Genomic DNA, 24,195 nt, shown 5'->3' with positions numbered 1-24,195 from the left:
CGCCGCCGGGCCGCTCGCCGCGCTCGGCGCCGACGTGGTGCCCGATCCCGACCGCGGGCTCAACACGGCGCTGCGCACGGGGGCCGCCCATGCCGTGCAGGTCGCGCCGGGCGATCCCGTGGGCGCCCTGCAGGCGGACCTGCCGTCGCTGCGGCCCGCCGAGCTGGCCGTCGTTCTGTCGGCCTCCGCCGAGTTCGACCAGGCCTTCGTGCCCGACGCGCTCGACGTCGGCACGACGTTCTACGGGGTACGGGCCGGGGCGCCGTTCAAGCCCAGGTTCGGCGGTGAGTCGCGGGCCAGACATCTGGCGGGCGGCGCCAAGGAGCTGTGCCTGGACGGCATCGAGTCGGTGAGGCAGGACGTGGACACCCCTGACGACCTGCGCGCCGCCATCGCCCTCGGCCTCGGCCCGCACACCGCCGCCGTGGTCGCCGAGCTCTGGCCGTCACCCTGAGCCGGGGACCGGGAACGTCGACAGCGTGATGTAGGTGATCTCGCCGCCCGTCACCACCAGGCGCACCCGCTGCCCTGACCGGAGCAGCCGCAGCGGCCCCGCGTCGAAGGCGGGCGCGCCGAACGGCAGCACCGTCCCGTCGTCGAGGAAGACCGTGCCCGAGCGGGTCGCCTCGTCGAAGCCGCGCACCGTAGCCTGCACGGACATCAGCGTAAACGCTCCGGCGCTCAGGGGGCGAGCCATATCCGGGCGGGCACGCGAAACGCCCGGCTCCCAAATTCGTGAGAGCCGGGCGCGTGGGATGCCGTTTACTTCTTCTTCGCGGCCTTCTTGCCGCCGGCGTTGACCAGTTCCTTGAAGTCCGAGCCCGGACGGAACTTCGGCCCCCAGCTTTCCGGGACCTTGATCTCCGCCCCGGTGGACGGGTTCCTCGCCGAGCGGGCCGGCTTGTGGGCCATCTCGAACGCGCCGAAGCCCGTGATCGAGACCTTGTCTCCGCTGGCTACCGTCTTCTGGACGACTTCGATGATCGCGTTCACGGCCTCGGTGGCGGTCTTCCTGTCACCGACCCGCGTCGCGATGGCGTCAACGAGCTCTCGCTTGTTCATGTAAGTTGTGCTCCCCCCGTTACGGCTCGGGGTTCCAGCTCACGAAGTTAAGACGTAGAAACCCCTTACTCTCCCGAAACTAAGCCTGATTGCGGGCGAACTCAATCACCGGGCGTGCTTTCGGGTGCGCGTGGCGTGTCGAGATCGCCGCCCAGCGAGGCCACGAAGACCTCCAGCCGGGCCGCGGCACGCTCGGGATCGCGCTTGGCGAGCTCGCAGATGGCCAGATATCTGCGGGCGAACCTTTCCTTCTCGGGCGCTGGAAGCGCGACGACGCGGCGGTGCGCCTCGCGCAACCGCCGCGCCAGTGGGTCGTCGTCTAGACGGTCGTCGGCAGCCATGGCTGCCGACCATTCTCGTACACCGCCACGTCCTCGGCGTGACGCAGGGTCAGGCCGATGTCGTCGAGGCCCTCCATCAGCCGCCAGCGGGTGTAGTCGTCGATCTCGAAGCCGACGGTCTCGCCCGCCCAGCGCACCTGGCGCCCGGCCAGGTCGACCGTCACCTGGAGCGACGGGTCGGCCTCCACGGCCGCCTGCAGCGCCTCCACCTTCTCGCCCGGCAGGACGACGGGCAGCAGGCCCATCTTGGTGGAGTTGTTGCGGAAGATGTCGCCGAACCGGGCGGCGATGACCACGCGGAAGCCGTACTGCTGGAGCGCCCAGACGGCGTGCTCGCGCGAGGAGCCGGTGCCGAAGTCGGGGCCGGAGACCAGGATCGAGGCGCCCTCGTACGTCGCGTCGTTCAGCACGAAGGCGGGGTCCTCGCGCCAGGCGGCGAACAGGCCCTTCTCGAACCCGGTCCTGCTCACCTGCTTGAGCCAGACGGCCGGGATGATCTGGTCGGTGTCGACGTTGCTGCGGCGCAGCGGCACCGCCGTACCGGTGTGGGTGGTGAAAGCGTCCATGGTCTGAACTCCTAGAGGTCGGCGGGGGCGGTGAGGCGGCCGGTGACGGCGGTCGCGGCGGCGACCTGCGGCGACACCAGGTGGGTGCGGCCGCCCTTGCCCTGGCGGCCCTCGAAGTTGCGGTTGGAGGTCGAGGCGCTGCGCTCGCCCGGCTGGAGCGTGTCGGGGTTCATGCCGAGGCACATCGAGCACCCGGCCTGGCGCCACTCGGCCCCGGCCGCCTTGAACACCTCGTGCAGCCCCTCCTGCTCGGCCTGGAGCTTGACCAGCATCGAGCCGGGCACGATCAGCGTGCGGGTCGCGACCTTCCGGCCCCGCAGGATCTCGGCGGCGGAGCGCAGGTCCTCGATGCGGCCGTTGGTGCACGAGCCGACGAACACCGTGTCGACCTCGATCTCCCGCAGCGGCGTGCCCGCGGTCAGGCCCATGTACTCGAGCGCGCGCTCGGCGGCCGAGCGCTCGATCGGGTCCTCGAAGCTCTCGGGCGCCGGCACGGCGCCGCCCAGCGGCAGGCCCTGGCCCGGGTTGGTGCCCCAGGTGACGTACGGCGTGAGCGTCGAGGCGTCGATCTCCACGACCTTGTCGAACACGGCGTCGTCGTCGGTGCGCAGCGTCTTCCAGTATTCGACGGCCTGGTCCCACAGCTCGCCGGACGGCGCGTGCGGGCGGCCCTTCAGGTAGGCGAACGTGGTCTCGTCCGGGGCGATCAGGCCGGCGCGGGCGCCCGCCTCGATGGACATGTTGCACACCGTCATCCGGCCCTCCATGGAGAGCTTGCGGATGGCCTCGCCGCGGTACTCGACGATGTGGCCCTGCCCGCCGCCGGTGCCGATCTTGGCGATGATGGCGAGGATCAGGTCCTTGGCCGTCACGCCGACGGGCAGCTCGCCGGAGACCTCGATGGCCATGGTCCTCGGCCGGTAGGCCGGCAGCGTCTGGGTGGCCAGCACGTGCTCGACCTCGGAGGTGCCGATGCCGAACGCGATGCCGCCGAACGCGCCGTGCGTGGAGGTGTGGGAGTCGCCGCAGACGATCGTCATGCCCGGCTGGGTCAGGCCGAACTGCGGGCCGATGATGTGCACCACGCCCTGGCCGGCGTCGCCCATCGGGTGCAGCCTGACGCCGAACTCGGCGGCGTTCTTGCGCAGGGTCTCGACCTGGGTCTTGGAGACCGGGTCGGCGATGGGGCCGACCACGGTAGGCACGTTGTGGTCCTCGGTGGCGATCGTGAGGTCGGGCCTGCGCACCTCGCGGCCGGCGAGCCGCAGCCCGTCGAACGCCTGCGGGCTGGTCACCTCATGGATGAGGTGCAGGTCGATATAGAGCAGGTCGGGCTCGCCGTCGGCGCGGCGCACGACGTGCTGCTCCCAGACCTTCTCCGCGAGTGTGCGGCCCATGATCTCCTCCTTGAGAAACCGCCTCCGACTTGCTTTCTCATATGTCGAGACGGCAGTATCGGTCCATGGACAACTCTAGCGGAGTCGGCGTACTCGACAAGGCCGTTCTGGTGCTGAATGCCCTCGAAGCCGGCCCCGCCTCGCTGGCCCAGCTCGTTCAGGCCACCGGATTGGCCCGCCCCACAGCGCATCGGCTCGCCGTCGCCCTGGAGCACCACCGCATTGTGAGCCGCGACACACAGGGCAGATTCGTCCTCGGCCCGCGCCTTTCGGAGTTGTCCACGGCCGCCGGAGAGGACCGCCTGCTCGCCGTGGCCGCGCCCGTGCTGATGCACCTGCGGGACCTGACGGGCGAGAGCGCGCAACTCTACCGACGGCAGGGTGACGAGCGGGTCTGCGTGGCCGCGGCCGAACGCGCCAGCGGCCTGCGTGACACGGTTCCCGTGGGGTCGGCGCTGCCCATGTCGGCCGGTTCGGCGGCGCAGATCCTGCTGGCCTGGGAGGAGCCGGACCGGCTGCACAGGGGGCTGCGCGGCGCCAAGTTCACCGCGGCGACCCTCGCCTCCGTACGGCGCAGGGGGTGGGCGCACAGCGTGGGAGAGCGCGAGCAGGGCGTGGCCAGCGTCTCGGCCCCGATAAGGGGCACGGGCGGCAAGGTGGTCGCGGCCGTGTCGGTGTCGGGGCCCATCGAGCGGCTGACGAGAGCCCCCGGCCGGCTGCACGCGGTGCCCGTGATGGCCGCCGCCGAGCGGATCACCGAATCCATGCGCCGCACGTCATGATCAGCAAAAGCACGTATTTGGGGAGCCGAGTGCCTCGCGGGAGCACTAGCCTGAGTGGGTGACAGATCGCATCGAGGTAGCCGCCACTGAGCTGCGACCCCTGCTCGAAGAGTTCATCATGTGGGCGCGCACACACGCGCCTGAGAGCGACCCCGAGCTCGTGGGACCGGCAGCGCTGTGGCACCGTCTCGCCTTCTCCCAGGATCTCGGCACGTGGAAGCGCGCCGACCTGCGAAACCTGCTGCTCGACCGCATGCCCAAGGTCGTGGAGGATCCCGACTCCGCCGCCGACGGCATGCTCCCGGCCGTCGACGCCTACCTGACGTTCCTCTCCGAGACCGGCAGGCTGGCCAAGGGGTCCGACTCGCTCGCGGAGCTGCGGGCGGAGCTCGACGACGTCGAGGACGAGTTCGTCGAGCTGATGGAGGACCTTCTCGACGACGAGGATGACGACGAGGACGAGGACGAGACCGGCGATCTGGGGGATTTCGAGCCGTTCGCCGACGAGCTCGCCGACCTGCCCACGATCCGGCTGCGCCCCGACACCGAGCTGGCGTCCGCCGCCCGTGAGGTGCCGCTCATCGCCAAGGCCCGCGACCTGGCCCTGTGGGTCGGCTCGGGGCGCCGGGTGGGCGAGGACACGCTGCTGTCGGACGCCGAGGTCGAGGACGCGCTGGCCGCCATCGGGCTCCCGAGGCCCGACACCGACGGCCCGCTCGCCGAGGCCGTCCCCATGCTGTGGAACATCTGGAACCTCGCCGTCGACCTCGAGTTCCTGGAGCCCGGCGAGGCCAACACGGTGGCCGTCCAGGACGACACCGCAGAGTGGCCGTTCGACGACGACGAGGACGTCCTCGAAGCCTGGATGCTCGGCCTCCACTCGGTCGACTACGGCGACCCCGAGCTCGCCGACGACGACCTGACCATGTCGCTGACGGGGCTCACCCGCGGCCTGCTGGTGCGGCTGCTGCTGGGCGGCGGCACGCGCGAGGTGGACGAGCTGCGCCAGGAGTTGGCCGAGGCCGCCGCCGAGGTCGATGAGCTCGGCACCGACGCCTGGGAGGCGGCGGGCGACCCGCTCGCCCCCGCGATCGACTGGCTGGCGGGCTACGGCATGATCACGATCGAGGGCGCCACGGTCACCGGCGGCGTGGTGACCGGTGGCACGCTCAGCCTCACCCCGCTCGGCACCGAAGGCGTCGTCCACCTGGTCGACGACTCCGACATCGAGGTCGACGCCCGTCCCGCCATCGAGTCGATGACGGCCCACGAGCTGCTCGCCCTCAGCGCCGAGCTGCCCGAGGAGGAGGCCGACGCCGAGTTCGCCGCCTGGATGCGGCTGCGCGAGCCGGGCCGGGCCGCCGAGGAGCTCCTGGAGGCCGCGGCCGAGGACGAGAGCGACGCGCTCATCCGGGTGCAGGCGGCCAGCGTCGTCGGCACGCTCGGCGAGGCCGCGATCCCGGCCTGGCAGGCGGCGCTCAAGCAGCCCTCACTGAGGCCGTACGCGGCCACCCACCTGAGCCAGCTGGAGGTCGAGGGCGCCCCCGAGCCGACGCAGGACGACACGCACTGGCTGATCCTCGACATGTGGACGATCTCGGCGGGCCTGGGCCGCTCGGAGTTCGTCGGCAGCCTCCGCGACATCGGGCCGGAGCTGCTCAACAACCTGCTGGAAGTGATCTGGAAGATCCCGCACGCGCACGTGGAGGAGCTGCTGGACCTCATCTCGCAGGTGCACCCGGACAAGCAGGTCGCCAAGGCCGCCCGCCGCGCCCTCTTCAAGGCCCGCTCCCAGTCCTGACCCCAGCACCTGGCCCAGCGTGGGACCGCACAGCGACGGGGCGCCGTGCAGTCCCTTGCAGGAGGTGAGAGTCAGGCGAAGAGGTCGTCGAGGGATGCGGCCGTGACCGCGCGACGGATCCACCGCTGAACCTGGCTCAGGTCCGTGCACCCGGTGATGCGAGCCCTGGCCTCCTCCGTCATGGCCACCCCACGCGCGTCCAGGACGGTGAACAGCGCGTCGATCTCGCCCTCCACTCGTCCCTTCGCCTCGCCCTCCTCTCGTCCCTTGCCGAAGTGCGCGCGGGCGAAGGGGCTGTAGACCGGCCATGTGGTGGACGACATGATCTCCTCCAGGTACTGCTTGGCGGCTGACGAGGCCAGGCTGTAGGCGTATTCATAGTACTGCGGAGCGTCATCGCCGCCGACCTTGGTCAACGCGGCGACGAACGCCTCCACGACCGGGCGGTGCCCGCCGTGGACCATCACCGACACCGTGGCGATTTCCAGGCATTCGGCGGCTTGGACAGGGTCGGTGATGGCGGGGATCTGCCCCGGACCGAGGACGAGCGGGGTGAGCGTGAAGCCGGGCAGGTCGGTGACGATCGGCTCGGCGGCCCAGGTGGCGGCCCGGTCGGAGGTGCAGATGACGAGCACCACGACCGGGCAGTCGACACGGAGCCAGAGGGCCGCCGCGTAACGGGCCCAGGCGAGGCGCTTGTCGTCGCTGGGAGCGAGCTGGACCTCGATGACGATGCCCAGTTCGGGGTTCTTCGGGGGTCCGACCGTGATCACCGTGTCGGCACGGAAGTCGCGGGAGGGGCGGTCGTTGAACTCAGCCGAGGCGACCTCGACATAGGTGTCCGTGGAAATGTCGGGGTCGTAGAGCTGCCGAACGATCTCTACGGCGAATGCCGGACGGCTTCGGAAGAGCGCGTTGAGCGTGTCATGCGTGGGGGATGGCATGTTGCGTAACGTTAGCACTTGTGTGCGGATAGTGACGGCCAGTTGACAGAACCCGACGCGAGAAAACACGTCCCTGGAAATGCGAAACGCCCGGCACAAAGGGCACGGGCGTGAACGGCGTGAGGTGTAGTCCCGACCGGATTCGAACCGGCGCTACCGCCTTGAGAGGGCGGCGTCCTGGGCCACTAGACGACGGGACCTTCGCGACTTGTGTGACAGTGGTAGTCCCGACCGGATTCGAACCGGCGCTACCGCCTTGAGAGGGCGGCGTCCTGGGCCACTAGACGACGGGACCTTCGCGACTTGTGTGACAGTGGTAGTCCCGACCGGATTCGAACCGGCGCTACCGCCTTGAGAGGGCGGCGTCCTGGGCCACTAGACGACGGGACCTTCGCGACTTGTGTGACAGTGGTAGTCCCGACCGGATTCGAACCGGCGCTACCGCCTTGAGAGGGCGGCGTCCTGGGCCACTAGACGACGGGACCATGTCCCACAAGTGAGGGTGCCGGGCTTGCCCGGCGACGCAGGTAACTCTACCGCACCCCGCGGAGCACAACCAAACCGTTGCCAGGTCGGCGGAATCGGGGAGGAGGTGGAGTACGTCGGGCCAAAAACAAAAACGGATGCCTCTGCGAGGCATCCGCTACGTGCTGGGGTACCAGGACTCGAACCTAGACTAACTGAACCAGAATCAGTCGTGCTGCCAATTACACCATACCCCACCGTTACGAGCCCCTGGGGCGCGTTCGGCGACGTCCGAAAGAATAGCCCAGCTTGGGGCCTAGGCCAAAACGATTGTCCGTCGAGGCACGGGACGGGCCCGGCCGTGCCAAGCTGTGGAGGACAAAACACCACGTGGAGGAGCCTGAGCGTTGGCCGAGAACCCGTTGTTCGCCCCCAGCAGCCTGCCCTACCAGCTGCCGCCCTTCGCAGAGATCCGTGAGGAGCACTACCTGCCCGCGTTCGAGCGGGGCATGGCCGAGCAGCTCGCCGAGGTGCAGAAGATCACGGGGAGCGCCGAGGCGCCCACGTTCGACAACACGGTCGCCGCGCTCGAGCGGTCGGGGCGGCTGCTGGGCCGCACGGCCACGGCCTTCTTCAGCGTCGTGGCGTCCGACTCCACGGACGCCGTCATGGAGATCGAGAAGCGGATCACCCCGGAGCTGACCAGGCACGGCGACGCGATCCGGCTCGACCGCGCGCTGTGGGCCCGCATCAAACAGGTCACCACCGAGGACCCTGAGGAGGCGTGGCTGCTGGAGAAGTACCGGGAGGACTTCGTCCGGGCCGGCGCGGACCTGTCGGAGGCGGAGCAGGACAGGCTCAAGGGGCTGAACGAGGAGCTGTCGCGGCTGTCGACCGAGTTCGCCCAGAACCTCCTCAAGGCCGCCAACGATTCGGCCCTGGTGGTCGAGGACGCCGGCGAGCTCGACGGGTTCGACGAGGACCGGATCAGGTCGCTGGAGCGCGACGGTAAATACGTCCTGCCGCTGCTGAACTTCACCAACCAGCCGGGCCTGGCCCAGCTCACCGACCGTGACGTGCGCCGCAGGCTCTACACGCTGAGCGTGGAGCGGGCGCCGCAGAACTTCGAGCTGGCCGTGCGGATGGCGAAGCTGCGGGCGGAGCGGGCGAGCCTGCTCGGCTTCCCCGACCACGCCTCCTACAAGGTCGCCGACCAGACGGCCAAGACCGTCGAGGCGGTCGAGGAGATGCTCGGCCAGCTCGTCGGCCCGGCGGTGCGCAACGCCCGCAGGGAGGCCGAGGCGCTGGCCGAGCAGGCCGGGTTCGAGATCGAGCCGTGGGACTGGTCGTTCTACTCCGAGAAGGTGCGGCGCGCCCGCTACGACTTCGACGCCTCGGCGATGCGGCCGTACTTCGAACTCGACCGGGTCTTCCGCGACGGCATCTTCCACGCCGCGACCAGGCTGTACGGCATCACGTTCACCGAGCGGCCGGACCTGCGCGGCTACCACGAGGACGTGCGGGTCTTCGAGGTGTCCAACGAGGACGGCAGCGCCCTCGGCCTGTTCGCCCTCGACCCGTACGCCCGGCCTGGAAAGCGCGGCGGCGCGTGGATGAACAACCTCGTCGACCAGTCGTTCCTGTTCGGCGAGAAGCCCGTGGTGATCAACAACCTGAACGTGACCAAGCCCGCCACCGGGCCGACGCTGCTCACCTACGACGAGGTCAACACGGCCTTCCACGAGTTCGGGCACGCGCTGCACGGGCTGTTCTCGGAGGTGCGCTTCCCGCGCGTGTCCGGCACCAGCGTGCCGCGCGACTTCGTCGAGTACCCGTCGCAGGTCAACGAGATGTGGGCGACCTGGCCCGAGGTGCTTGCCAACTACGCCAGGCACCACGAGACGGGCGAGCCGATGCCCGCCGAGCTGGTGGAGAAGATGAAGGCGGCGGAGAAGTTCAACCAGGGCTTCATGACCGTCGAGTATCTGGCCGCCACCCTGCTCGACTGGGCCTGGCACAGACTGGCCCCGGGCGAGGACGTCGAGGACGCCCAGGCGTTCGAGCAGGCGGCCCTGGAAGCGGCCCAGATCGCCTTCCCGCTGGTGCGGCCGCGCTACCGGACCAACTACTTCGCCCACATCTTCTCCGGCGGCTACAGCGCCGGCTACTACTCCTACATCTGGAGCGAGGTGCTCGACGCTGAGAGCGTCGAGTGGTTCAAGGAGAACGGGGGGCTGGAGCGGAGGAACGGCGACCATTTCCGGCGCACGCTGCTGTCGAGGGGCGGCAGCGGCGACCCGCTGGCCGCCTTCCGCGCCTTCCGCGGCCGCGAGCCCTCCATCAAGCCGCTGCTGGAGCGCCGCGGCCTGGCATGACGGTCATGACGGGGTACGGGCCCGGGCCCGTACCCCGTGGATCGCCTCGCTCAGGATGCGCGCCTTTATGAGGAATGTCGTCCAGGCGACGTCAGCCTCGCAGGCGGGCCAGTGCCGTTCGGACGCGCTCCTGGGTGCGCTCGCGGCCGAGCACCTCGATCGACTCGAACAGCGGCAGGCCCACCGTGCGGCCGGTGATCGCGACGCGCACCGGCGCCTGGGCCTTTCCCAGCTTGAGGCCGTGGGCCGTGCCCACCTCCTCCAGCGCCTCCTTGAGCGACTCGGGATCCCAGCTCACCGTGTCGATCCGCTCGAGGTAGCCGGTGAGGATCTCCACCGGGGAGTTCTTCATCGCCTTGTCCCAGGACTGCTGGTCGAACTCCGGCTCGTCGAGGAAGAGGAAGTCGACGTTCTGCCTGATCTCCGACAGCAGCGCGACGCGGGTCTGCGCCAGCGCGGCGACCTTGCTGAACGTCTCACGGTCCCAGTCGGGGTCGAGGTAGGGGACGCAGCGCTCCTCGAAGGTGTCGATGGGCAGGGCGCGGATGTATTCGCCGTTGAACGCCCGCAGCTTCTTCTCGTCGAAGAACGCGCTGGCGCTGTTGACGTCCTCCAGCCGGAACAGCGGCACCATCTCGGACCACGGCATGATCTCGCGGTCGTCGCCGGGGCCCCAGCCGAGCAGCATGAGGTAGTTGACCATGGCCTCGGCGAGGTAGCCCTCCTCGCGGTAGTCCTCGAGCGCCACCTTGTCGCGCCGCTTGGACAGCTTCTTGCGCTGCTCGTTGACGATCACCGGCAGGTGGGCCCAGACCGGCGGGGTCGCGCCGAGTGCGGGCCAGAGCAACTGCTGCTTGGCTGCGTTGCCCAGGTGCTCCTCGCCGCGCACCACGTGGGTGATGCCCTGCGTGATGTCGTCGACGGCGTTGGCCAGCACGTAAAGAGGCGAGCCGTCGGTGCGGGCGATGACGAAGTCCTCCTGGGCCTCGTTCGGGAACTCCACCCGGCCGCGGATGACGTCGGCGACCACGGTGACGCCCTCGTCGGGCGTGCGGAAGCGGACCGCGCCCTCGCTCAGGCCCCGGTCGCGGCAGTGGCCGTCGTAGCCCTTGTGCTCGGAGCCGGTGCGCCGCTGGACGTCCTCGCGCGTGCAGTCGCAGTAGTAGGCCTTGCCGTCGGCGAGCAGCTTGGCGACCGCCTCGCGGTGCTGCGGCTCGTACGCCGACTGGAAGTAGGGGCCCTCGAACGCCGGGTTGGTGCCGTTGATGCCGATCCAGTCGAGCGCCGAGATGATGCCCTCGGTCCACTCGGGCCGGTTGCGGGTCGCGTCGGTGTCCTCGATGCGCAGCACGAACCTGCCGCCCGACTGCTCGGCCAGCGCCCAGTTGAACAGCGCGGTGCGGGCGCCGCCGACGTGGAACATGCCGGTGGGGGACGGGGCGAAACGCACCCGTAGATCAGTCACGAGCGACCACCTTGTTCGTGAGAGTGCCGATGCCTTCGATGCCGACGCTGACCTCGTCGCCGATCTCGACCGGGCCGACCCCCTCGGGGGTGCCGGTGAGGATCACGTCGCCGGGGATCAGCGTCATGACCGCGCTGACGTAGGCCACCAGCGCGGGGATGTCGTGGACGAGCTGGCTGGTGCGGCCGCTCTGGCGCACCTCGCCGTTGACCGTCGTGGTGAGGGCCAGGTCGCCCGGGTCGAGGTCGGTCTGGATCCACGGCCCCAGCGGGCAGAACGTGTCGAAGCTCTTGGCCCTGGTGAACTGCACGTCGCGCTTCTGCAGGTCGCGCGCTGTCACGTCGTTGGCGCACGTGTAGCCGAAGATGACGTCCTTGACCCGCTCGACCGGCACCTCGCGGCAGAGCCTGCCGATCACCACGGCCAGCTCGCCCTCGTAGTCGACCCGGTGGGAGAGCGTGGTCGGGTAGGCGATGGACTCGCGGTGGCCGATCACCGTCGTGGACGGCTTCATGAAGATGAGCGGCTCGCCGGGCACCTCGTTGCCCAGCTCACGAGCGTGCTCCGCGTAGTTGCGCCCGATGGCCACCACCTTGCTCGGCAGCATGGGGGCGAGCAGCTTGACCTGGCTGAGCGGGAACCGCTCACCGGTGAACTGCACCTGGGCGAACGGGTGACCGGAGATCGTGGACACGAACTCCTCGCCCGGTCCGCCCTCGACCACGCCGAACGACACCCCGTCGCCTGTGGAGAACCTCGCTATACGCACCTGACAAGGCTATCGCCGCCGTCGTGCGGCGGTGCCAATCGGCGGACCGGGCAAGGGGGCCGGGCAAGGGGGCCGGGCAAGGGGGGGCCGGCGATAGCCTGGAGCCCGCACCGGTTCGGACCAAGGGGTGCGGTGAGGCTGCCGCGAGAGGGGTCGCGTTGTCCATCGTCAAGATCAACGTGCTGACGGTTCCCGCAGAGATGCGGGAGGTGCTGGAGGGCCGGTTCGCCAACCGGGCCGGGATGGTGGAGTCATCCGACGGGTTCGAGTGGTTCGAGCTGCTCAGGCCGGTCGAGGGCACCGACCGCTATCTCGTCTACACGCGCTGGCGCAGCGAGGAGGACTTCCAGGCGTGGCAGCAGGGGCAGGCCTTCCAGCGCGGCCACGCCCAGGCCGCCGCCGACGCCGGGCGCCAGGGGCAGGCGCAAGGCCAAGGCCAAGGCCAAGGGCAAGGCCACGGCCACGGCCAGGGACCCGCCGCGACGGACTCGCAGGTGTGGTCGTTCGAGGTCGTGCAGAGCAGCGGACCGAAGTCCTGAGGTCCTGAGGTCCCGAGCTCCCGTGGACCCGGAGGCCTGATCGGCTCCGTCACCCGTCCGAGGGCGCGGCCTGCTCGTCGGCGTCCAGCGGGTTGCGGGCGATGCGCTGGGCGATGCCCGCGCGCACGAACCCGCCCGCCAGGCTCGACGGCTTGCGGCGGCCCTGCTCGGTAACGCAGGCGGCGAACTCCTTGACGATGTCCAGCCGGGGATGGCGGGCGAGCACCTCCCGGCGCAGGGCCGGGGGGATCTCGCCGGTGCGCCGGCCGGAGATGTCCATGCCGGTCGAGAGCTCCAGCAGGTGCCCCTCGGGGTCCTCCTCCACCGGCACCTCGTCCCACATGTGGCGGACGATCACCTCGGCGGCGCGCTGCCCGCGCTCCGGCGGCCAGCCGGCCCCCGCGCAGAAGGCCCAGGCCACGTGCCCGCCCGCCTCCTCGAACGGCACCGTGTGGCTGTCGAACTCCGCGGTCAGCCCGAGGTCGTGCAGCATCGACGACACCCACAGCAGCTCGGCGTCGAAGGCGATGCCGTTCGCCTGGGCGTAGGCCGCGGCCCACAGGTAGGCCCGCACGGAGTGGTTGAGCAGGGACGGCGAGTGGTAGCGGGTCGCCACTTCCAGGGCGGCCCGGCAGGCGGCGGAGTCGGGGATGATCAGGTCGTCGAGCTTCATGCGCCCATCATGTCCGGATCGGAGTCGGCGCATCAGTGGCCTGCCGGTCACCTGTCGACGGGATCCGGCCATCGGCCCGCCGGGCGACGGCCAGCCCCGCCGCCAGGCAGGCCAGCGGAACGGCCGGCAGGACGTACCGGTGGTCGAAGGCGGCGACGAGCACCGGCAGCACCAGCAGCGCCGTCGCGCCCGCCCACGGCAGTAGCACCTCGCCACCCAGGGTCCGCCACCGCACGGCCACCCCGGCGAGCCCGGCCAGCAGCAGCGCCGCGAGGAACGGGCCGCGCAGGAAGCCGACGGACTGGTAGCCGCGGATCCACCCCGCGTACGGCTCCACCACCGCCGTCTGGCCGGAGCGGCCCTGGTAGGCGGTGGTGAGCTCGGCGGCGGTGCGGTCACGGGAGGCGGCTGAGTCCTTGAACGGGGCCGCCCGCTCCGGGAAGACGTAGGCGCTCTGCGGCCCCTCGACCGGATAGACCCAGCGTTCCCAGGTGAAGACGTGGGCCACGTCCGAGAGCCCGGTGGCCAGGAAGTCGAGCGGCTGGGCGAGGATGGCCTGCTTGGCGAAGGCCCCGGCCAGTTCGTCACGCCGCGCGGTGCCGCCCTTGACGGTGTTGATGGGCGAGTCGGCGGACCAGATGTACTCCGGAGGCGCCTTGCGCCGCCCCAGCGGCTCGGCCGGGCAGAGCTCCGGCACGACCGGCTCGAACCTCGCGCAGTCGGCGAACGTCATCGTACGGGCCCACAGGAACGTGTTGCCGCGGCTCAGCGCGTACGTGCCGTGCTCCGACTCGAACCACACCGCGTAGCCGGCGAGCGGGACCGCGGCCGCCACGGCGAGCGCGGCGAGGGACCTCCACCCGGTACGGCGCAGCAGCAGCGCGACCACCACGACGGCGATCAGCGGCAGCCCGATGGTCCTGGTGACGGTGGCCGCCGCCAGCAGGAGCCCGGCCGCGGCGGCCGTCCGGGGCGCCGGGTCCGGCCGCCACACGAGCAGCGCGACCGCCGCCATGACCAGGAACGCGAACAGCAGGTCCGCCATGATCAGGTGCTCGAGCTGGATCTGGAACGCGTCGAGCAGCATGGGCAGCGCGAACAGGGTGGCCGCCCAGCCGGGCAGCCGGCGGCGCAGCAGCGCGTACACGAGGACGCCGACGGCCAGCCCGAGCAGGTGCTGCGCCACGACCACCAGCTCGATGCTGGACAGCGGCCGCAGGGCCCACAGGAACAGCGAGTAGCCGGAGGTGCGCGACTCCAGCGGTCGCGGGTCGAGCCCGGCGTTGAGGTAGGCGAAGGAGTCGGCCCAGAACCAGATCGCCGGCCGGTAGCCCAGCACGGCCAGCGCGCGCAGCGCCACTCCGGCCAGCAGCGCGAGGACAAAGGCCCAGTGTGCGCGCAACCCGGACACCATTCGCCTCCTCAGCCCCTCAACGGCAAACCAGGATACAAAGGTCTGCGATCCACATCGGGCCGCTAACGATCCGGAACGCGCCTTGACCGGTTGATCCGGATTCGGACAGCATGTTCCGCCCCCATCTTCTGCTCCGGAAGGAACCGGCGTGCGCCGCCTCGCGATCTTCCTTGCCCTCATACCGGCCCTGTGCGGTCTGGTGAGCCCGGCCCAGGCCGGCACCGTGGCCAAGCGCACCGTGCAGTGCCAGGGCGACTGGATCCCGGCCACGCCGACCGTGGACGACGTCATGAAGGGCGAGATCTCGCTGGTCGGCCTGCCGCCGTTCAAACTCGGCAAGCGGATCGACTGGGACGCGAGCCCGTACCGCAACCGGTCGTGGGAGTTCGTCTTCCACTCGCTGCGCTGGATGGGCACGCTCGTCGTCACCTACGAGAACACCGGCGACGAGCACTACCTCACCCGGGCCAAGGAGATCGCCAAGGACTGGGTGGCGAACAACCGGCGCGGCGCCCGCGGCACCAAGCCGTACGTATGGAAGGACCACCCCGTCTCCCTGCGCTCGCAGGCGCTCGTCTGCCTGAGCATGCACGTGAAGGACGGCTGGCTGAAGGACAGCCTGACCGAGCACGCGCGGCTCCTGTCCGACCCGAGGCTCTACAAGAAGGGCCACAACCACGGCATCGACCAGGACATCGCCCTCATGAGCATCGGCTGCCGCTACGGCCGCAAGGACTGGGCCGGCCTGGCCACCAGGCGGCTGACCGGCACGGTCAAGCTCGACATCGACTCCCAGGGCGCTCTCATGGAGCAGGCGCCGCGCTACGCCGTCTACGTGTACGGCAGGCTCCAGGTCGCGATGGCCAACATGAAGGACTGCCGGCGCGGGGTGCCCGGCGAGATCTCCCGGCGGGCCGGCGCGCTGAAGGACTTCATCGCCCACTCCACCATGCCCAACGGCTACATGGTCCCCATCGGCGACGGCAGCGCCGAGACCGAGCCCGAGATCGAGACCGGCACCCCCAAGGACGAGGTCAAGGTCTACCGGGCGGGCTACGCCTACGGCCGGACGGCCTGGGGCAAGCCCGACTCCGCGTACTACTCGATCAGGTTCGGCCCCGGCACCAGGTTCCACGGGCACGAGGACCACCTGGGCGTCACCTACTACGCGCACGGCCGCGACATCCTGGTGGACGCCGGCTTCCACTCCTACGAGAGGAGCGCCTACCGCTACTGGACGATGTCCTCCGAGGCGCACAACGTGCCCACGGTCGTGGGCCAAGGGTTCCGGCCGCGCACCGCGACCAGCCTCACGAAGACGTCGATCGGCAGGGACCGGCAGTCGTTCCGGCTCACCGACAAGGCGTACGGCGTCGGCCGCACCCGCTCGGTGCTCGTCAACCACGGTGAGGACCTGATGGCCGTGCTGGACACGGCCTCGGGCGGCGCGAAGGTCCGCAACCTGTGGAGGTTCGCCCCCTCGTTCAAGGCCGTCTCGAACGGCGGCGGCCGGGTCGTGCTGAGCGACGGCAAGTTCACGGTGACGCTGCTGCAGCTCTCCGCCTCCTGCGAGCCGGTGGGCGGGCAGAAGGTGGAGCGCGGCGGCGGGCTCGGCTGGGTGTCGCCGACCTACCTGTCGAAGGAGCCGGCCGCCACCGTGGTCTCCCCCGCTGCCGGGTCGCTGCTCACCGTGATCGTGCCCGACACCGACTCGCCGAAGGTGTCGTGCTCGGGCGGGAAGGTCACCGTCCAGGGCGTGAGCTTCCCCGCCGACCTGTTCTAGGGGTGTACGGATTCCAGGGCTGTATGGCTTCCAGGGCAGCCCTGGAATGGAAGGCCGTCAGCCGGTCTCGCGGCCGGCGCGGAGGAGACCGTACGTCACGGCCTGCTCCAGGGCCTGCCAGGAGGCTTCGATGATGTTCTCGGCGACGCCGACCGTGGCCCATTCGGCGGTGTCGTCGCTGGAGGTGATGAGGACGCGGGTGACGGCGTCGGTGCCGTGGGTGCCCTCCAGGATCCGCACCTTGTAGTCGACCAGCTCCAGCTTGGCCAGCTCGGGGTAGAGCTTCTCCAGCGCCAGCCGCACCGCGCGGTCGAGGGCGTTGACGGGGCCGTTGCCCTCGCCGGTGGCCACGATGCGCTCGCCCTTGGCGTGCAGCTTGACCGTGGCCTCGCTGACCAGCTCGCCGCCCTTGGTCCGCTCGACGATCACGCGCCACGACTCCACCTCGAAGTGGCGGCGGCGCTCGCCGTGGACGGTGTCGCGCAGCAGCAGCTCGAACGAGGCGTCGGCGGCCTCGAACGTGTATCCCTTGGACTCCAGGTCCTTGACCCGCTCGACCAGGGTCTTGGTGCTCTCGGGGGTGAGCTCGTAGCCCAGCTCGCGGCCCTTGAGCTCGACCGACGCGCGCCCGGCCATGTCGGAGACCAGCATCCGCATGTCGTTGCCGACGAGGGCGGGGTCGATGTGCTGGTAGAGGTTGGGGTCCACCTTGATGGCGCTGGCGTGCAGGCCGGCCTTGTGCGCGAAGGCGGACATGCCGACGTACGGGGCGTGGGAGTTGGGCGTGACGTTGGTGACCTCGGTGATCGCGTGGGCGATGCGCGTCATGTCGGCGAGGGCCTGCGGGGGCACCAGGTCGAAGCCCCGCTTGAGCTGGAGGTTGGCGACCACGGTGAAGAGGTTGGCGTTGCCCGAGCGCTCGCCGTAGCCGTTGGCGCAGCCCTGCACGTGCGTCGCGCCCGCCTTGACGGCGGCGAGCGTGTTGGCGACCGCGCAGCCGGTGTCGTCGTGACAGTGGATGCCCACGCGGGCGCCGGTGCCGGAGGCGGCGTGGACGATGTCGGCCAGCTCGTCGGGGAGCATGCCGCCGTTGGTGTCGCAGAGGGCGACGACGTCGGCGCCGGCCTCGGCGGCGGTCCTCAGCACCTCCAGCGCGTAGGCTGGGTTGGACTTGTAGCCGTCGAAGAAGTGCTCGGCGTCGAGGAAGACTCGCTGACCCTCCGCGCGAAGGTGGGAAACCGTGTCGCGGATCATCGCCAGGTTTTCCTGGAGACTCGTGCGGAGGGCCAGCTCCACGTGCCGGTCGTGGCTCTTGGCGACAAGGGTCACGACCGGCGCGCCGGATTCGCGCAGAGCGGCCACCAATGGGTCGTCGGCTGCCTTCACACCGGCCCGGCGGGTCGCGCCGAACGCGGCTAGCTGCGCGTGACTCAGGTCGAGCTCTGTTCGAGCGCGCCTGAAGAACTCGGTGTCCTTGGGGTTGGCGCCCGGCCAGCCCCCTTCGATGAAGCCGACGCCCAGGCCGTCCAGGTGGCGCGCGACGGCGAGCTTGTCAGCGACGGTGAGGTTGAGCCCCTCCTGCTGAGCGCCGTCGCGCAGCGTCGTGTCATAGACGTGGAAGCGGTCGTCGGCCATGGTGTCGTCTCCCTGGAAAACAAAAAGACCCCTCACGGACGTGAGAGGTCTGCGCGCTGGCGGTGTCCCTTGTCAGCCAGCGCGCCTGCTGATAATGAGCAGGTCGTAGAACATGATGCTTGGCAGTCTGCCACAAGCAATCAGCATCTGGCACATTGATCTCAGGTTCTGGGACGGAAGATCTACACGGTGATTCCCGGGCCGCCCGTGATGGCGGCTTCCAGCGCCCGCGGGTCGAACGCCTCGTCGCCGAGCACCCGCCCGTCGAGCACCACCGTGGGCGTGCCCTCGATCGCGGCCTTGGCGCTCTCGGCCAGGTGGGTCTCGGCGTACGCCTGGGATCTCACGCACTCGTCGACCGGGGCGCCCACCTTCCTGGCCGCCCCCGCCAGCTCCTCCACGGTGAACCCCGACGCCACGCCGTGCGGGGCCGGCTGCATGCCGTACAGCTCGTCGCGGAAGGCCAGCCACCGCGACTCCGGCACGCAGCGGGCGGCAGCGGCCGCCCTGACGGAGTTGGAGCGCATCGGCTCGTCGCGGAAGACCGTGACGGGGTGGAAGACGACCTTGACCCTGCCCTCCCCGGCCAGGCGCTGGATCGTCGCGTCGACCCGGGCGTGCAGCTCCTTGCAGACGGGGCAGTCGAAGTCCTCGTAGATGTCGAGCACGGGGGCGCCGGCGCCCATGTCGGCCAGCACCACGCTGCCGTCGCTCTGGCGCACCACCCGTACGCCCCGGGACGGCGAGCCGGGCTCGGTGAGCCCCAGCGCGGCGATCAGGGCCAGCACCGCGCAGGCGGCCGTCGCGGCCACCACCAACCTCGTCCTCATGCCCCCGCCCCCCGCGTCGTTGATCGCCGCGACCCTACCCCAGTCCGGGCGGAGCGGTCCGGCAGGACCCCCGGGTCCGGCAGGACCCCCGCGACGCGGCCCCTTGGGGCGGCGCGCCCGTCCGCTCGACGCACGAGAATGGTCGAATGAAATCCGCTGTGATCACGCCCGACATCGCCCGCTACCTCTACGCCCACTGCACCCACCCCGATCCGCTGCTGGAGGAGCTCACCGCCGAGACGCTCGCCGCCACCGGCGACAGCGCGATCATGCAGATCTCCGCCGACCAGGGCCGCTTCCTCACCATGATCACGCAGTTGGCGGCGCCGGACGTGGCGGTGGAGGTGGGGACCTTCACCGGCTACTCGTCCATCTGCATCGCCCGCGGGCTGTCGGGCGGCCGGCTGCACTGCTTCGACGTGAGCGAGGAGTGGACGTCGATGGCCCGGCGCTACTGGGAGCGGGCGGGGCTCACCGAGCGCGTCACGCTCACGCTCGGCCCCGCCCTCGACACGCTCGCCGCGTTCGACCGGCCCATCGACCTCGCGTTCCTGGACGCCGACAAGCCGCAGTATCCCGCCTACTACGAGCTGCTCGTCGAGCGGCTGCGGCCGGGCGGGCTGCTCATGGTGGACAACACCCTGTGGTCCGGGCACGTCGCCGACCCGGAGCGCCAGGACGCGTCGACGGTGCTGATGCGTGAGTTCAACGACCTGGTGATGGAGGACCCGCGCGTCACCACCGTCATCCTGCCGCTGGCGGACGGGCTGACCATGGTCCGGAAGAACTAGCGGGCCGTCAGGAGGCGGGGACCGACCGGGACCGACCGCCGCCGGGCGTGCGGCGGGCGGTCACCGTGCCGTGGCTAGCAGATCTTGTGGACCCAGCCGTACGGGTCGGGGCGCGAGCCGTACTGGATGCCGACGAGCTCCTCGCGCACCCGCATCGTCACCGGGCCGGGCGTGCCGTCGCCGATCGTCCAGGCGCGGTCCGCGCCCTTGACCGAGCCCACCGGCGTGACCACCGCGGCCGTGCCGCAGGCGAACACCTCCGTCAGCTCGCCCGACTCGCAGCCGGCCTGCCACTCGTCCACCGAGACGAGCCGCTCCTCGGTCTGGAGGCCGAGGTCGCCGGCCAGCTTGAGGATCGAGTCGCGGGTGATGCCGGGCAGCAGCGTGCCGGTCAGGGCGGGCGTGACGAGCCTGTCGCCGAAGACGAAGACGAGGTTCATCCCGCCCATCTCCTCGACGTACTCGTGCTTCTGCGCGTCCAGCCAGACCACCTGGTCGCAGCCGTTCTCGACGGCCTGGCGCTGGGCGACGAAGGCCGCGGCGTAGTTGCCGCCGCACTTGGCGAAGCCGGTGCCGCCGGGGGCGGCGCGGGTGTACTCGGTCGACAGCCACACCGAGACGGGCGTGATGCCGCCGGTGAAGTAGGAGCCCGCCGGGGAGGCGATGACCATGTAGGAGTAGGTCCGCGAGGGGTAGTTCACGCCGAGCCCGACCTGCGTGGCGATGATGAAGGGCCGCAGGTAGAGGCTGTGCCCCTCGGTGGTGGGCACCCAGTCCCGGTCCGCCTGGACGAGCTGCTCCAGCGACTCGACGAACGCCTCCTCGGGCAGCTCCGGCATGGCCATGCGGACGGCGGAGCGGTTGAGTCGGGCGGCGTTGGCGTACGGGCGGAAGGTGACGATCGAGCCGTTGACCTGGCGGTAGGCCTTGAGGCCCTCGAACAGCTCCTGGGCGTAGTGGAAGACCGAGGTGGCCGGGTCGAGCGAGAGCGGCCCGTACGGCACGAGCCGCGCGTCGTGCCAGCCTTGCCCCTCGGTGTAGTCGATGACGATCATGTGATCGGTGAAGGCCTGCCCGAATCCGGGGTTCGCCAGTACCTGCTCCCGCTCTGCCGCGGTGCGAGCGTGGTCGGATTGCTGCACGTCGAAGCCGAGCTTCTGAGCGATGGTCATGACGGAGGTCCTTCTCTCTGCGTGTGCGCGATGGTGACCAGACTGCATGTCGGCAGTCCCGTACTTCCTATTGTCTCGCTATTTGGGATGGCAAGGGGTGGGCGGTGTGGTTCGTGCTGCTGACACGCAAAAGCGCCTGGCATGGTCCCTTTCGGACCGCCAGGCGCTTGCGGAGCTAAGGCGGCCCTAGCTCGATACTCGCTCGGTGATGTCGTCGCCGATCTCGTGGGTGGTGCGGCTGACCCACCCGGCCAGCCGGTCGACGATGTCGTCGGCGACGGCCTGCTCGACGCGGGCCGCCTCGTCGCTCAGGCCGAGGTGGTCGAGGAGCATGGCGACGGACAGGATCGTGGCGGTCGGGTCGGCCTTGCCCTGCCCGGCGATGTCGGGGGCGCTGCCGTGCACCGGCTCGAACATGCTGGGCGAGGTGCGCTCGGGGTTGATGTTGCCGCTGGCGGCCAGGCCGATGCCGCCCGCGATGGCGGCGCCGAGGTCGGTGATGATGTCGCCGAAGAGGTTGTCGGTGACGACCACGTCGAAGCGCTCGGGCTGGGTGACGAAGAACATCGAGGCCGCGTCGATGTGGCTGTAGTCGGTGGTGACGTCGGGGAACTCCTCGGCCACCCGGTTGACCGTGCGCTGCCAGAGGTCGCCCGCGTAGGTGAGCACGTTGGTCTTGTGGACCAGCGTCAGCTTCTTGCGCGGGCGCGAGCGCGCCTTCTCGAAGGCGTAGCGCACCACGCGCTCGACGCCGTGGGCGGTGTTGAGCGACTCCTGGGTGGCGATCTCGTGCGGCGTGCCGCGCCGCATGGCGCCGCCGGTGCCCGCGTAGAGGCCCTCGGTGCCCTCGCGGACGACGATCATGTCGATGTCCTCGGCCCGGGTGTCGGCCAGCGGCGTCTCCACGCCCGGGAAGAGCTTGACCGGCCGCAGGTTGACGTAGTGGTCGAACTCGAAGCGGAGCCGGAGCAGCAGGTCGCGCTCCAGGATGCCGGGCGGCACGCTGGGGTCGCCGACGGCGCCGAGCAGGATGGCGTCGTAGCCGCGCAGCTCCTGGAGGACGGCGTCGGGCAGCGTCTCGCCGGTGCGGTGGTAGCGGGCGGCGCCCAGATCGTAGTGGGTTGCCTCGATCTTGGTGCCGACGGCCTCCAGCACCTTGAGCCCCTCCGTGACGACCTCGGTGCCGATGCCGTCTCCGGGGATCACTGCCAGGCGAATGTTGCGCGACTCCATGGCGGTACCTTACCGGCTCGTCTCGGCTGACGAACACACCTATCTCATTTCGCGGACATCCGTTTTTACCCGTATTGCGGTTGTTTGACCGTTTCGTTAGAGTCCGTCAAGCCTAATCCGCGCGGCGTTCGCGCGGAGCCGGGGACCCACTCCCCCATGGGGCGAATCGGCACGTCACCGCCGTAGGGCCACTTCCAGGCCCGAGCCCGTCAGCTAACCCGGCCGGCCGTGTGGAAGGACCCCTCGCTTTGCGCACCGCGCTTCTCGCAGCCGTGACCACTGGGCTCGCGGCCGCAGGGCTCACGCTCGCCGCGCCCGCCGCCGCCGGAATCGCCCCGGGAGCCGCCGCCGCGACTCCGGACCCCGGCGGCATCACGCTCACCGGCAACGACGTCAAGCGGATCAGAACGCGTGACATCCGGCTTCCCGCCTGGAAGGTCGCACTCGACTACGCCATGGACAAGCGGGGCACCCCCTACGTGTGGGGCGGGGCCAGCGAGAGCGGCTACGACTGCTCCGGCCTCATGCTCAGGGCGTATCAGGCGGCGGGCATCAGCCTTCCGCGCACCGCCGCCTCGCAGTACCACGCATTCTCCAGGAAGATCTCGTGGGACCGGCTCAAACCCGGTGACCTGGTCTTCTTCAGCGGCCTCGGCCACATGGGCATGATCTCCCGCCCCGGCTACATGGTCCACTCCCCGCACACCGGCGACGTGGTCAAGGAGGAGCGCCTGAACGAGTGGCGCCGCAACGCCTTCGTGGGCGCCGTACGGCCCGATCCGAAGGGCGTCAAGCGCTGGGCCCACATCCGCGAGTTGCGCCGCGCCCCCGCCCCCGTCATGCCGGTCGCAACGCTGTAGCGGGCGTATAGCGTGGGCCCATGGCAGCCGAGAAGGTGCGCCTGGCCGCGGAGAAGGCCACGCTCCTGGCCACCCTGTACGGCAGGGCGCTGGACGCCCGCTCGCCGTGCCCGCTCCTCGGCGACACCCTGGCGGCGGAGACCGTCGGGCGGATCGACCACGACTTCCGCCGGACCGGCATCACCCGGCGCACGGCCACCGCCGTCGCCCTGAGGGCCCGCTTCCTCGACGGCTGGGCCAGGGAGTTCCTCGCCCGGCATCCCGAGGCGACCGTGCTGCACCTGGGCTGCGGCCTCGACACGCGGGTCCACCGCCTGAGCCCGCCGCCCGGCGTCGACTGGTACGACGTGGACTTTCCCGACGTCATAGAGCTGCGCCGGCGGCTGTTCCCCGACCGTCCCGGCTACACGATGGTCGGCGCCTCGGTCACCGATCCCGGCTGGCTGGCCCGGATCCCCCGCGACAAGCCGGTGCTGGCCCTCGCTGAGGGCCTGGTCTACTACCTCGACCGCGACGCCGGGCGCGCCCTGCTGCGCCGGATCGCCGAGGGGTTCGCGAGCGGCCAGATCGCCTTCGACGCGCTCAGCCGGCTCGGCATCAGGCTGCAGAAGCTCAACACCCCGGTGCGGAAGGCCGGCGCGAGGATGGTGTGGGGCATCGACGGCCCGGCCGACCTGCTGTCGATCAGCCCGCGGCTGCGGTGCGTGACGGCGCTCAGCGCGTTCGACATGGACGGCTACGAACGCCTGTCGATGTCAGCGCGGGTCGCGGCGCGGGTCATGAAGGTGTTTCCCTCCATGAAGCATCTGGCGGCCTTCTACCGGCTGGAGTCCGGCCCGGGGGGCGCCGGTGACCGGGATCCGGGCGCGTGCTAGCGGTCCGAGCCGGCGGCGGCTCCGCCGTTGTCGCGCAGGTCCAGCGCGGTCTGCAGGGCCTCGGCCGCCTCGTTGTCGCGCTCGTCGGCGCCGTTCCAGGAGTACATCTCATACATGTCGCTGCTCATCTCGTTTCGCGGGGCGTCGTGCGATGGAAGCCGGACCACGGTCGCGAATCCGACCGGGCCTGAACTCGCGGTCCGGATCACGGACCGGACGAAAGGGACTGACGGCCGACGCGACGCCGCTCACCGCGGCGGGTGGTCGACCTGCCCTAACAGGCCCCGCCGCGGCAGGTAATAAGTACGAGAACCTGGCGCATTGCCGACAACACTACCTGGTGGCAGCAGGAGTGTCTCGTTGGATGTCCCACCATCTCGCATACTGAGACAGCGCGGGCCGCCGCCGGAGCGCTCCGGCGGC

23 protein-coding genes, 5 tRNA genes and 1 riboswitch are annotated in these 24,195 nt (G+C 70.3%); of the genes, 9 read left to right on the top strand and 19 right to left on the bottom strand.

What is annotated here, in order from left to right:
• A partial coding sequence (locus DQW85_RS01360) for a CofC family guanylyltransferase (RefSeq protein WP_113698658.1) occupies positions 1-454 on the top strand: 454 nt, incomplete at its 5' end.
• On the opposite strand, the gene DQW85_RS01355 is transcribed toward DQW85_RS01360, so the two are convergent.
• The 5 genes from DQW85_RS01355 to leuC form a co-directional block, all read right to left on the bottom strand.
• On the bottom strand, positions 446-661 hold the full coding sequence (locus tag DQW85_RS01355) for a hypothetical protein (protein ID WP_240196847.1): 216 nt from the start codon (positions 659-661) through the stop codon (positions 446-448). The genes DQW85_RS01360 and DQW85_RS01355 overlap by 9 nt on opposite strands.
• 101 nt (positions 662-762) lie before the next feature.
• Positions 763-1,062, bottom strand: a complete 300-nt coding sequence (locus DQW85_RS01350) for an HU family DNA-binding protein (RefSeq protein WP_113698657.1) — start codon at positions 1,060-1,062, stop codon at positions 763-765.
• 101 nt (positions 1,063-1,163) lie between these two features.
• Positions 1,164-1,403, bottom strand: coding sequence for an SCO5555 family protein (locus DQW85_RS01345; RefSeq protein ID WP_113698656.1), 240 nt, complete (start codon positions 1,401-1,403; stop codon positions 1,164-1,166).
• Entirely contained in the window at positions 1,382-1,969 is a 588-nt protein-coding gene (leuD, locus tag DQW85_RS01340; RefSeq protein ID WP_113698655.1) for a 3-isopropylmalate dehydratase small subunit, read from the bottom strand. Before leuD ends, DQW85_RS01345 begins: the two co-directional genes overlap by 22 nt.
• An 11-nt stretch (positions 1,970-1,980) precedes the next feature.
• Positions 1,981-3,366: a 3-isopropylmalate dehydratase large subunit gene (leuC, locus tag DQW85_RS01335; RefSeq protein WP_113698654.1), complete on the bottom strand. Its 1,386-nt coding sequence runs from the start codon at positions 3,364-3,366 to the stop codon at positions 1,981-1,983.
• Between the two features lie 65 nt (positions 3,367-3,431).
• On the opposite strand from leuC, the gene DQW85_RS01330 reads away from it, so the two are divergent.
• Together DQW85_RS01330 and DQW85_RS01325 are read left to right on the top strand one after the other, a co-directional pair.
• The gene (locus tag DQW85_RS01330; RefSeq protein WP_113698653.1) at positions 3,432-4,148 is read left to right on the top strand and encodes an IclR family transcriptional regulator; all 717 of its coding nucleotides are present in this window, start codon (positions 3,432-3,434) and stop codon (positions 4,146-4,148) included.
• Positions 4,149-4,206: 58 nt separating this feature from the next.
• Positions 4,207-5,949, top strand: coding sequence for a hypothetical protein (locus tag DQW85_RS01325; RefSeq protein ID WP_113698652.1), 1,743 nt, complete (start codon positions 4,207-4,209; stop codon positions 5,947-5,949).
• Between the two features lie 71 nt (positions 5,950-6,020).
• Here DQW85_RS01325 and DQW85_RS01320 read toward each other — a convergent pair whose 3' ends face one another.
• The 6 genes from DQW85_RS01320 to DQW85_RS01295 all read right to left on the bottom strand — a co-directional run bounded on the left by DQW85_RS01320 (position 6,021) and on the right by DQW85_RS01295 (position 7,615).
• Positions 6,021-6,893: a hypothetical protein gene (locus DQW85_RS01320; RefSeq protein ID WP_113698651.1), complete on the bottom strand. Its 873-nt coding sequence runs from the start codon at positions 6,891-6,893 to the stop codon at positions 6,021-6,023.
• Positions 6,894-7,020: 127 nt separating this feature from the next.
• Positions 7,021-7,093, bottom strand: a tRNA-Glu gene (locus DQW85_RS01315).
• A 19-nt stretch (positions 7,094-7,112) separates the two neighbouring features.
• Positions 7,113-7,188: transfer RNA gene (locus DQW85_RS01310), tRNA-Glu, on the bottom strand.
• A gap of 19 nt (positions 7,189-7,207) precedes the next feature.
• Positions 7,208-7,283, bottom strand: a tRNA-Glu gene (locus DQW85_RS01305).
• 19 nt (positions 7,284-7,302) lie between these two features.
• Positions 7,303-7,378, bottom strand: a tRNA-Glu gene (locus tag DQW85_RS01300).
• 165 nt (positions 7,379-7,543) lie between these two features.
• A tRNA-Gln gene (locus DQW85_RS01295) sits at positions 7,544-7,615 on the bottom strand.
• Between the two features lie 150 nt (positions 7,616-7,765).
• On the opposite strand from DQW85_RS01295, the gene DQW85_RS01290 reads away from it, so the two are divergent.
• Complete coding sequence (locus DQW85_RS01290; protein WP_113698650.1) at positions 7,766-9,733, top strand: M3 family metallopeptidase; 1,968 nt, start codon at positions 7,766-7,768, stop codon at positions 9,731-9,733.
• Between the two features lie 91 nt (positions 9,734-9,824).
• Here the strand turns inward: DQW85_RS01290 and gltX are convergent, their stop codons facing one another.
• Both gltX and DQW85_RS01280 read right to left on the bottom strand, forming a co-directional pair.
• Positions 9,825-11,198: a glutamate--tRNA ligase gene (gene gltX / locus DQW85_RS01285; protein WP_113698649.1), complete on the bottom strand. Its 1,374-nt coding sequence runs from the start codon at positions 11,196-11,198 to the stop codon at positions 9,825-9,827.
• Complete coding sequence (locus tag DQW85_RS01280) at positions 11,191-11,967, bottom strand: fumarylacetoacetate hydrolase family protein (protein ID WP_113698648.1); 777 nt, start codon at positions 11,965-11,967, stop codon at positions 11,191-11,193. The genes gltX and DQW85_RS01280 overlap by 8 nt, the downstream gene beginning before the upstream one ends.
• Positions 11,968-12,125: 158 nt before the next feature.
• Here DQW85_RS01280 and DQW85_RS01275 point away from each other — a divergent pair, with 158 nt between their 5' ends.
• Positions 12,126-12,506 carry an antibiotic biosynthesis monooxygenase family protein gene (locus DQW85_RS01275; protein ID WP_113698647.1) on the top strand — a complete coding sequence of 127 codons (381 nt, stop codon included), beginning with the start codon at positions 12,126-12,128 and terminating at the stop codon, positions 12,504-12,506.
• Between the two features lie 49 nt (positions 12,507-12,555).
• Here DQW85_RS01275 and DQW85_RS01270 read toward each other — a convergent pair whose 3' ends face one another.
• The gene (locus DQW85_RS01270) at positions 12,556-13,179 is read right to left on the bottom strand and encodes an HD domain-containing protein (RefSeq protein WP_113698646.1); all 624 of its coding nucleotides are present in this window, start codon (positions 13,177-13,179) and stop codon (positions 12,556-12,558) included.
• 7 nt (positions 13,180-13,186) lie between these two features.
• On the bottom strand, positions 13,187-14,590 hold the full coding sequence (locus DQW85_RS01265; protein WP_420819132.1) for a hypothetical protein: 1,404 nt from the start codon (positions 14,588-14,590) through the stop codon (positions 13,187-13,189).
• Between the two features lie 151 nt (positions 14,591-14,741).
• Here DQW85_RS01265 and DQW85_RS01260 point away from each other — a divergent pair, with 151 nt between their 5' ends.
• Positions 14,742-16,376: a heparinase II/III family protein gene (locus DQW85_RS01260; RefSeq protein ID WP_240196846.1), complete on the top strand. Its 1,635-nt coding sequence runs from the start codon at positions 14,742-14,744 to the stop codon at positions 16,374-16,376.
• Positions 16,377-16,433: 57 nt separating this feature from the next.
• Here DQW85_RS01260 and cimA read toward each other — a convergent pair whose 3' ends face one another.
• Positions 16,434-18,011 (bottom strand): citramalate synthase, encoded by a 1,578-nt coding sequence (gene cimA / locus DQW85_RS01255; RefSeq protein WP_113698644.1) that lies wholly within the window; start codon positions 18,009-18,011, stop codon positions 16,434-16,436.
• A gap of 182 nt (positions 18,012-18,193) precedes the next feature.
• Positions 18,194-18,841, bottom strand: coding sequence for a DsbA family protein (locus tag DQW85_RS01250; RefSeq protein WP_113698643.1), 648 nt, complete (start codon positions 18,839-18,841; stop codon positions 18,194-18,196).
• A gap of 146 nt (positions 18,842-18,987) precedes the next feature.
• Between DQW85_RS01250 and DQW85_RS01245 the strand changes: the two genes are divergently transcribed.
• Positions 18,988-19,632, top strand: a complete 645-nt coding sequence (locus DQW85_RS01245; RefSeq protein ID WP_113698642.1) for an O-methyltransferase — start codon at positions 18,988-18,990, stop codon at positions 19,630-19,632.
• 74 nt (positions 19,633-19,706) lie between these two features.
• Here the strand turns inward: DQW85_RS01245 and DQW85_RS01240 are convergent, their stop codons facing one another.
• A complete protein-coding gene (locus DQW85_RS01240; RefSeq protein WP_113698641.1) occupies positions 19,707-20,804 on the bottom strand; it encodes a branched-chain amino acid aminotransferase in 1,098 nt (365 codons plus the stop codon).
• Between the two features lie 186 nt (positions 20,805-20,990).
• Positions 20,991-22,037 carry a 3-isopropylmalate dehydrogenase gene (locus DQW85_RS01235; RefSeq protein WP_113698640.1) on the bottom strand — a complete coding sequence of 349 codons (1,047 nt, stop codon included), beginning with the start codon at positions 22,035-22,037 and terminating at the stop codon, positions 20,991-20,993.
• Between the two features lie 99 nt (positions 22,038-22,136).
• A riboswitch (cyclic di-AMP (ydaO/yuaA leader) is annotated at positions 22,137-22,279 on the top strand.
• A 30-nt stretch (positions 22,280-22,309) separates the two neighbouring features.
• Between DQW85_RS01235 and DQW85_RS01230 the strand changes: the two genes are divergently transcribed.
• Both DQW85_RS01230 and DQW85_RS01225 read left to right on the top strand, forming a co-directional pair.
• Positions 22,310-22,897 (top strand): C40 family peptidase, encoded by a 588-nt coding sequence (locus DQW85_RS01230; protein ID WP_162794635.1) that lies wholly within the window; start codon positions 22,310-22,312, stop codon positions 22,895-22,897.
• 20 nt (positions 22,898-22,917) lie between these two features.
• Entirely contained in the window at positions 22,918-23,772 is an 855-nt protein-coding gene (locus DQW85_RS01225) for a class I SAM-dependent methyltransferase (protein WP_113698638.1), read from the top strand.
• Positions 23,773-24,195: the final 423 nt, after the last annotated feature.

Source organism: Nonomuraea lactucae (genome assembly GCF_003313395.1).
Classification (GTDB): Bacteria; Actinomycetota; Actinomycetes; order Streptosporangiales; family Streptosporangiaceae; genus Nonomuraea; species Nonomuraea lactucae.
This window is presented reverse-complemented; position numbering and strand designations above follow the sequence as displayed.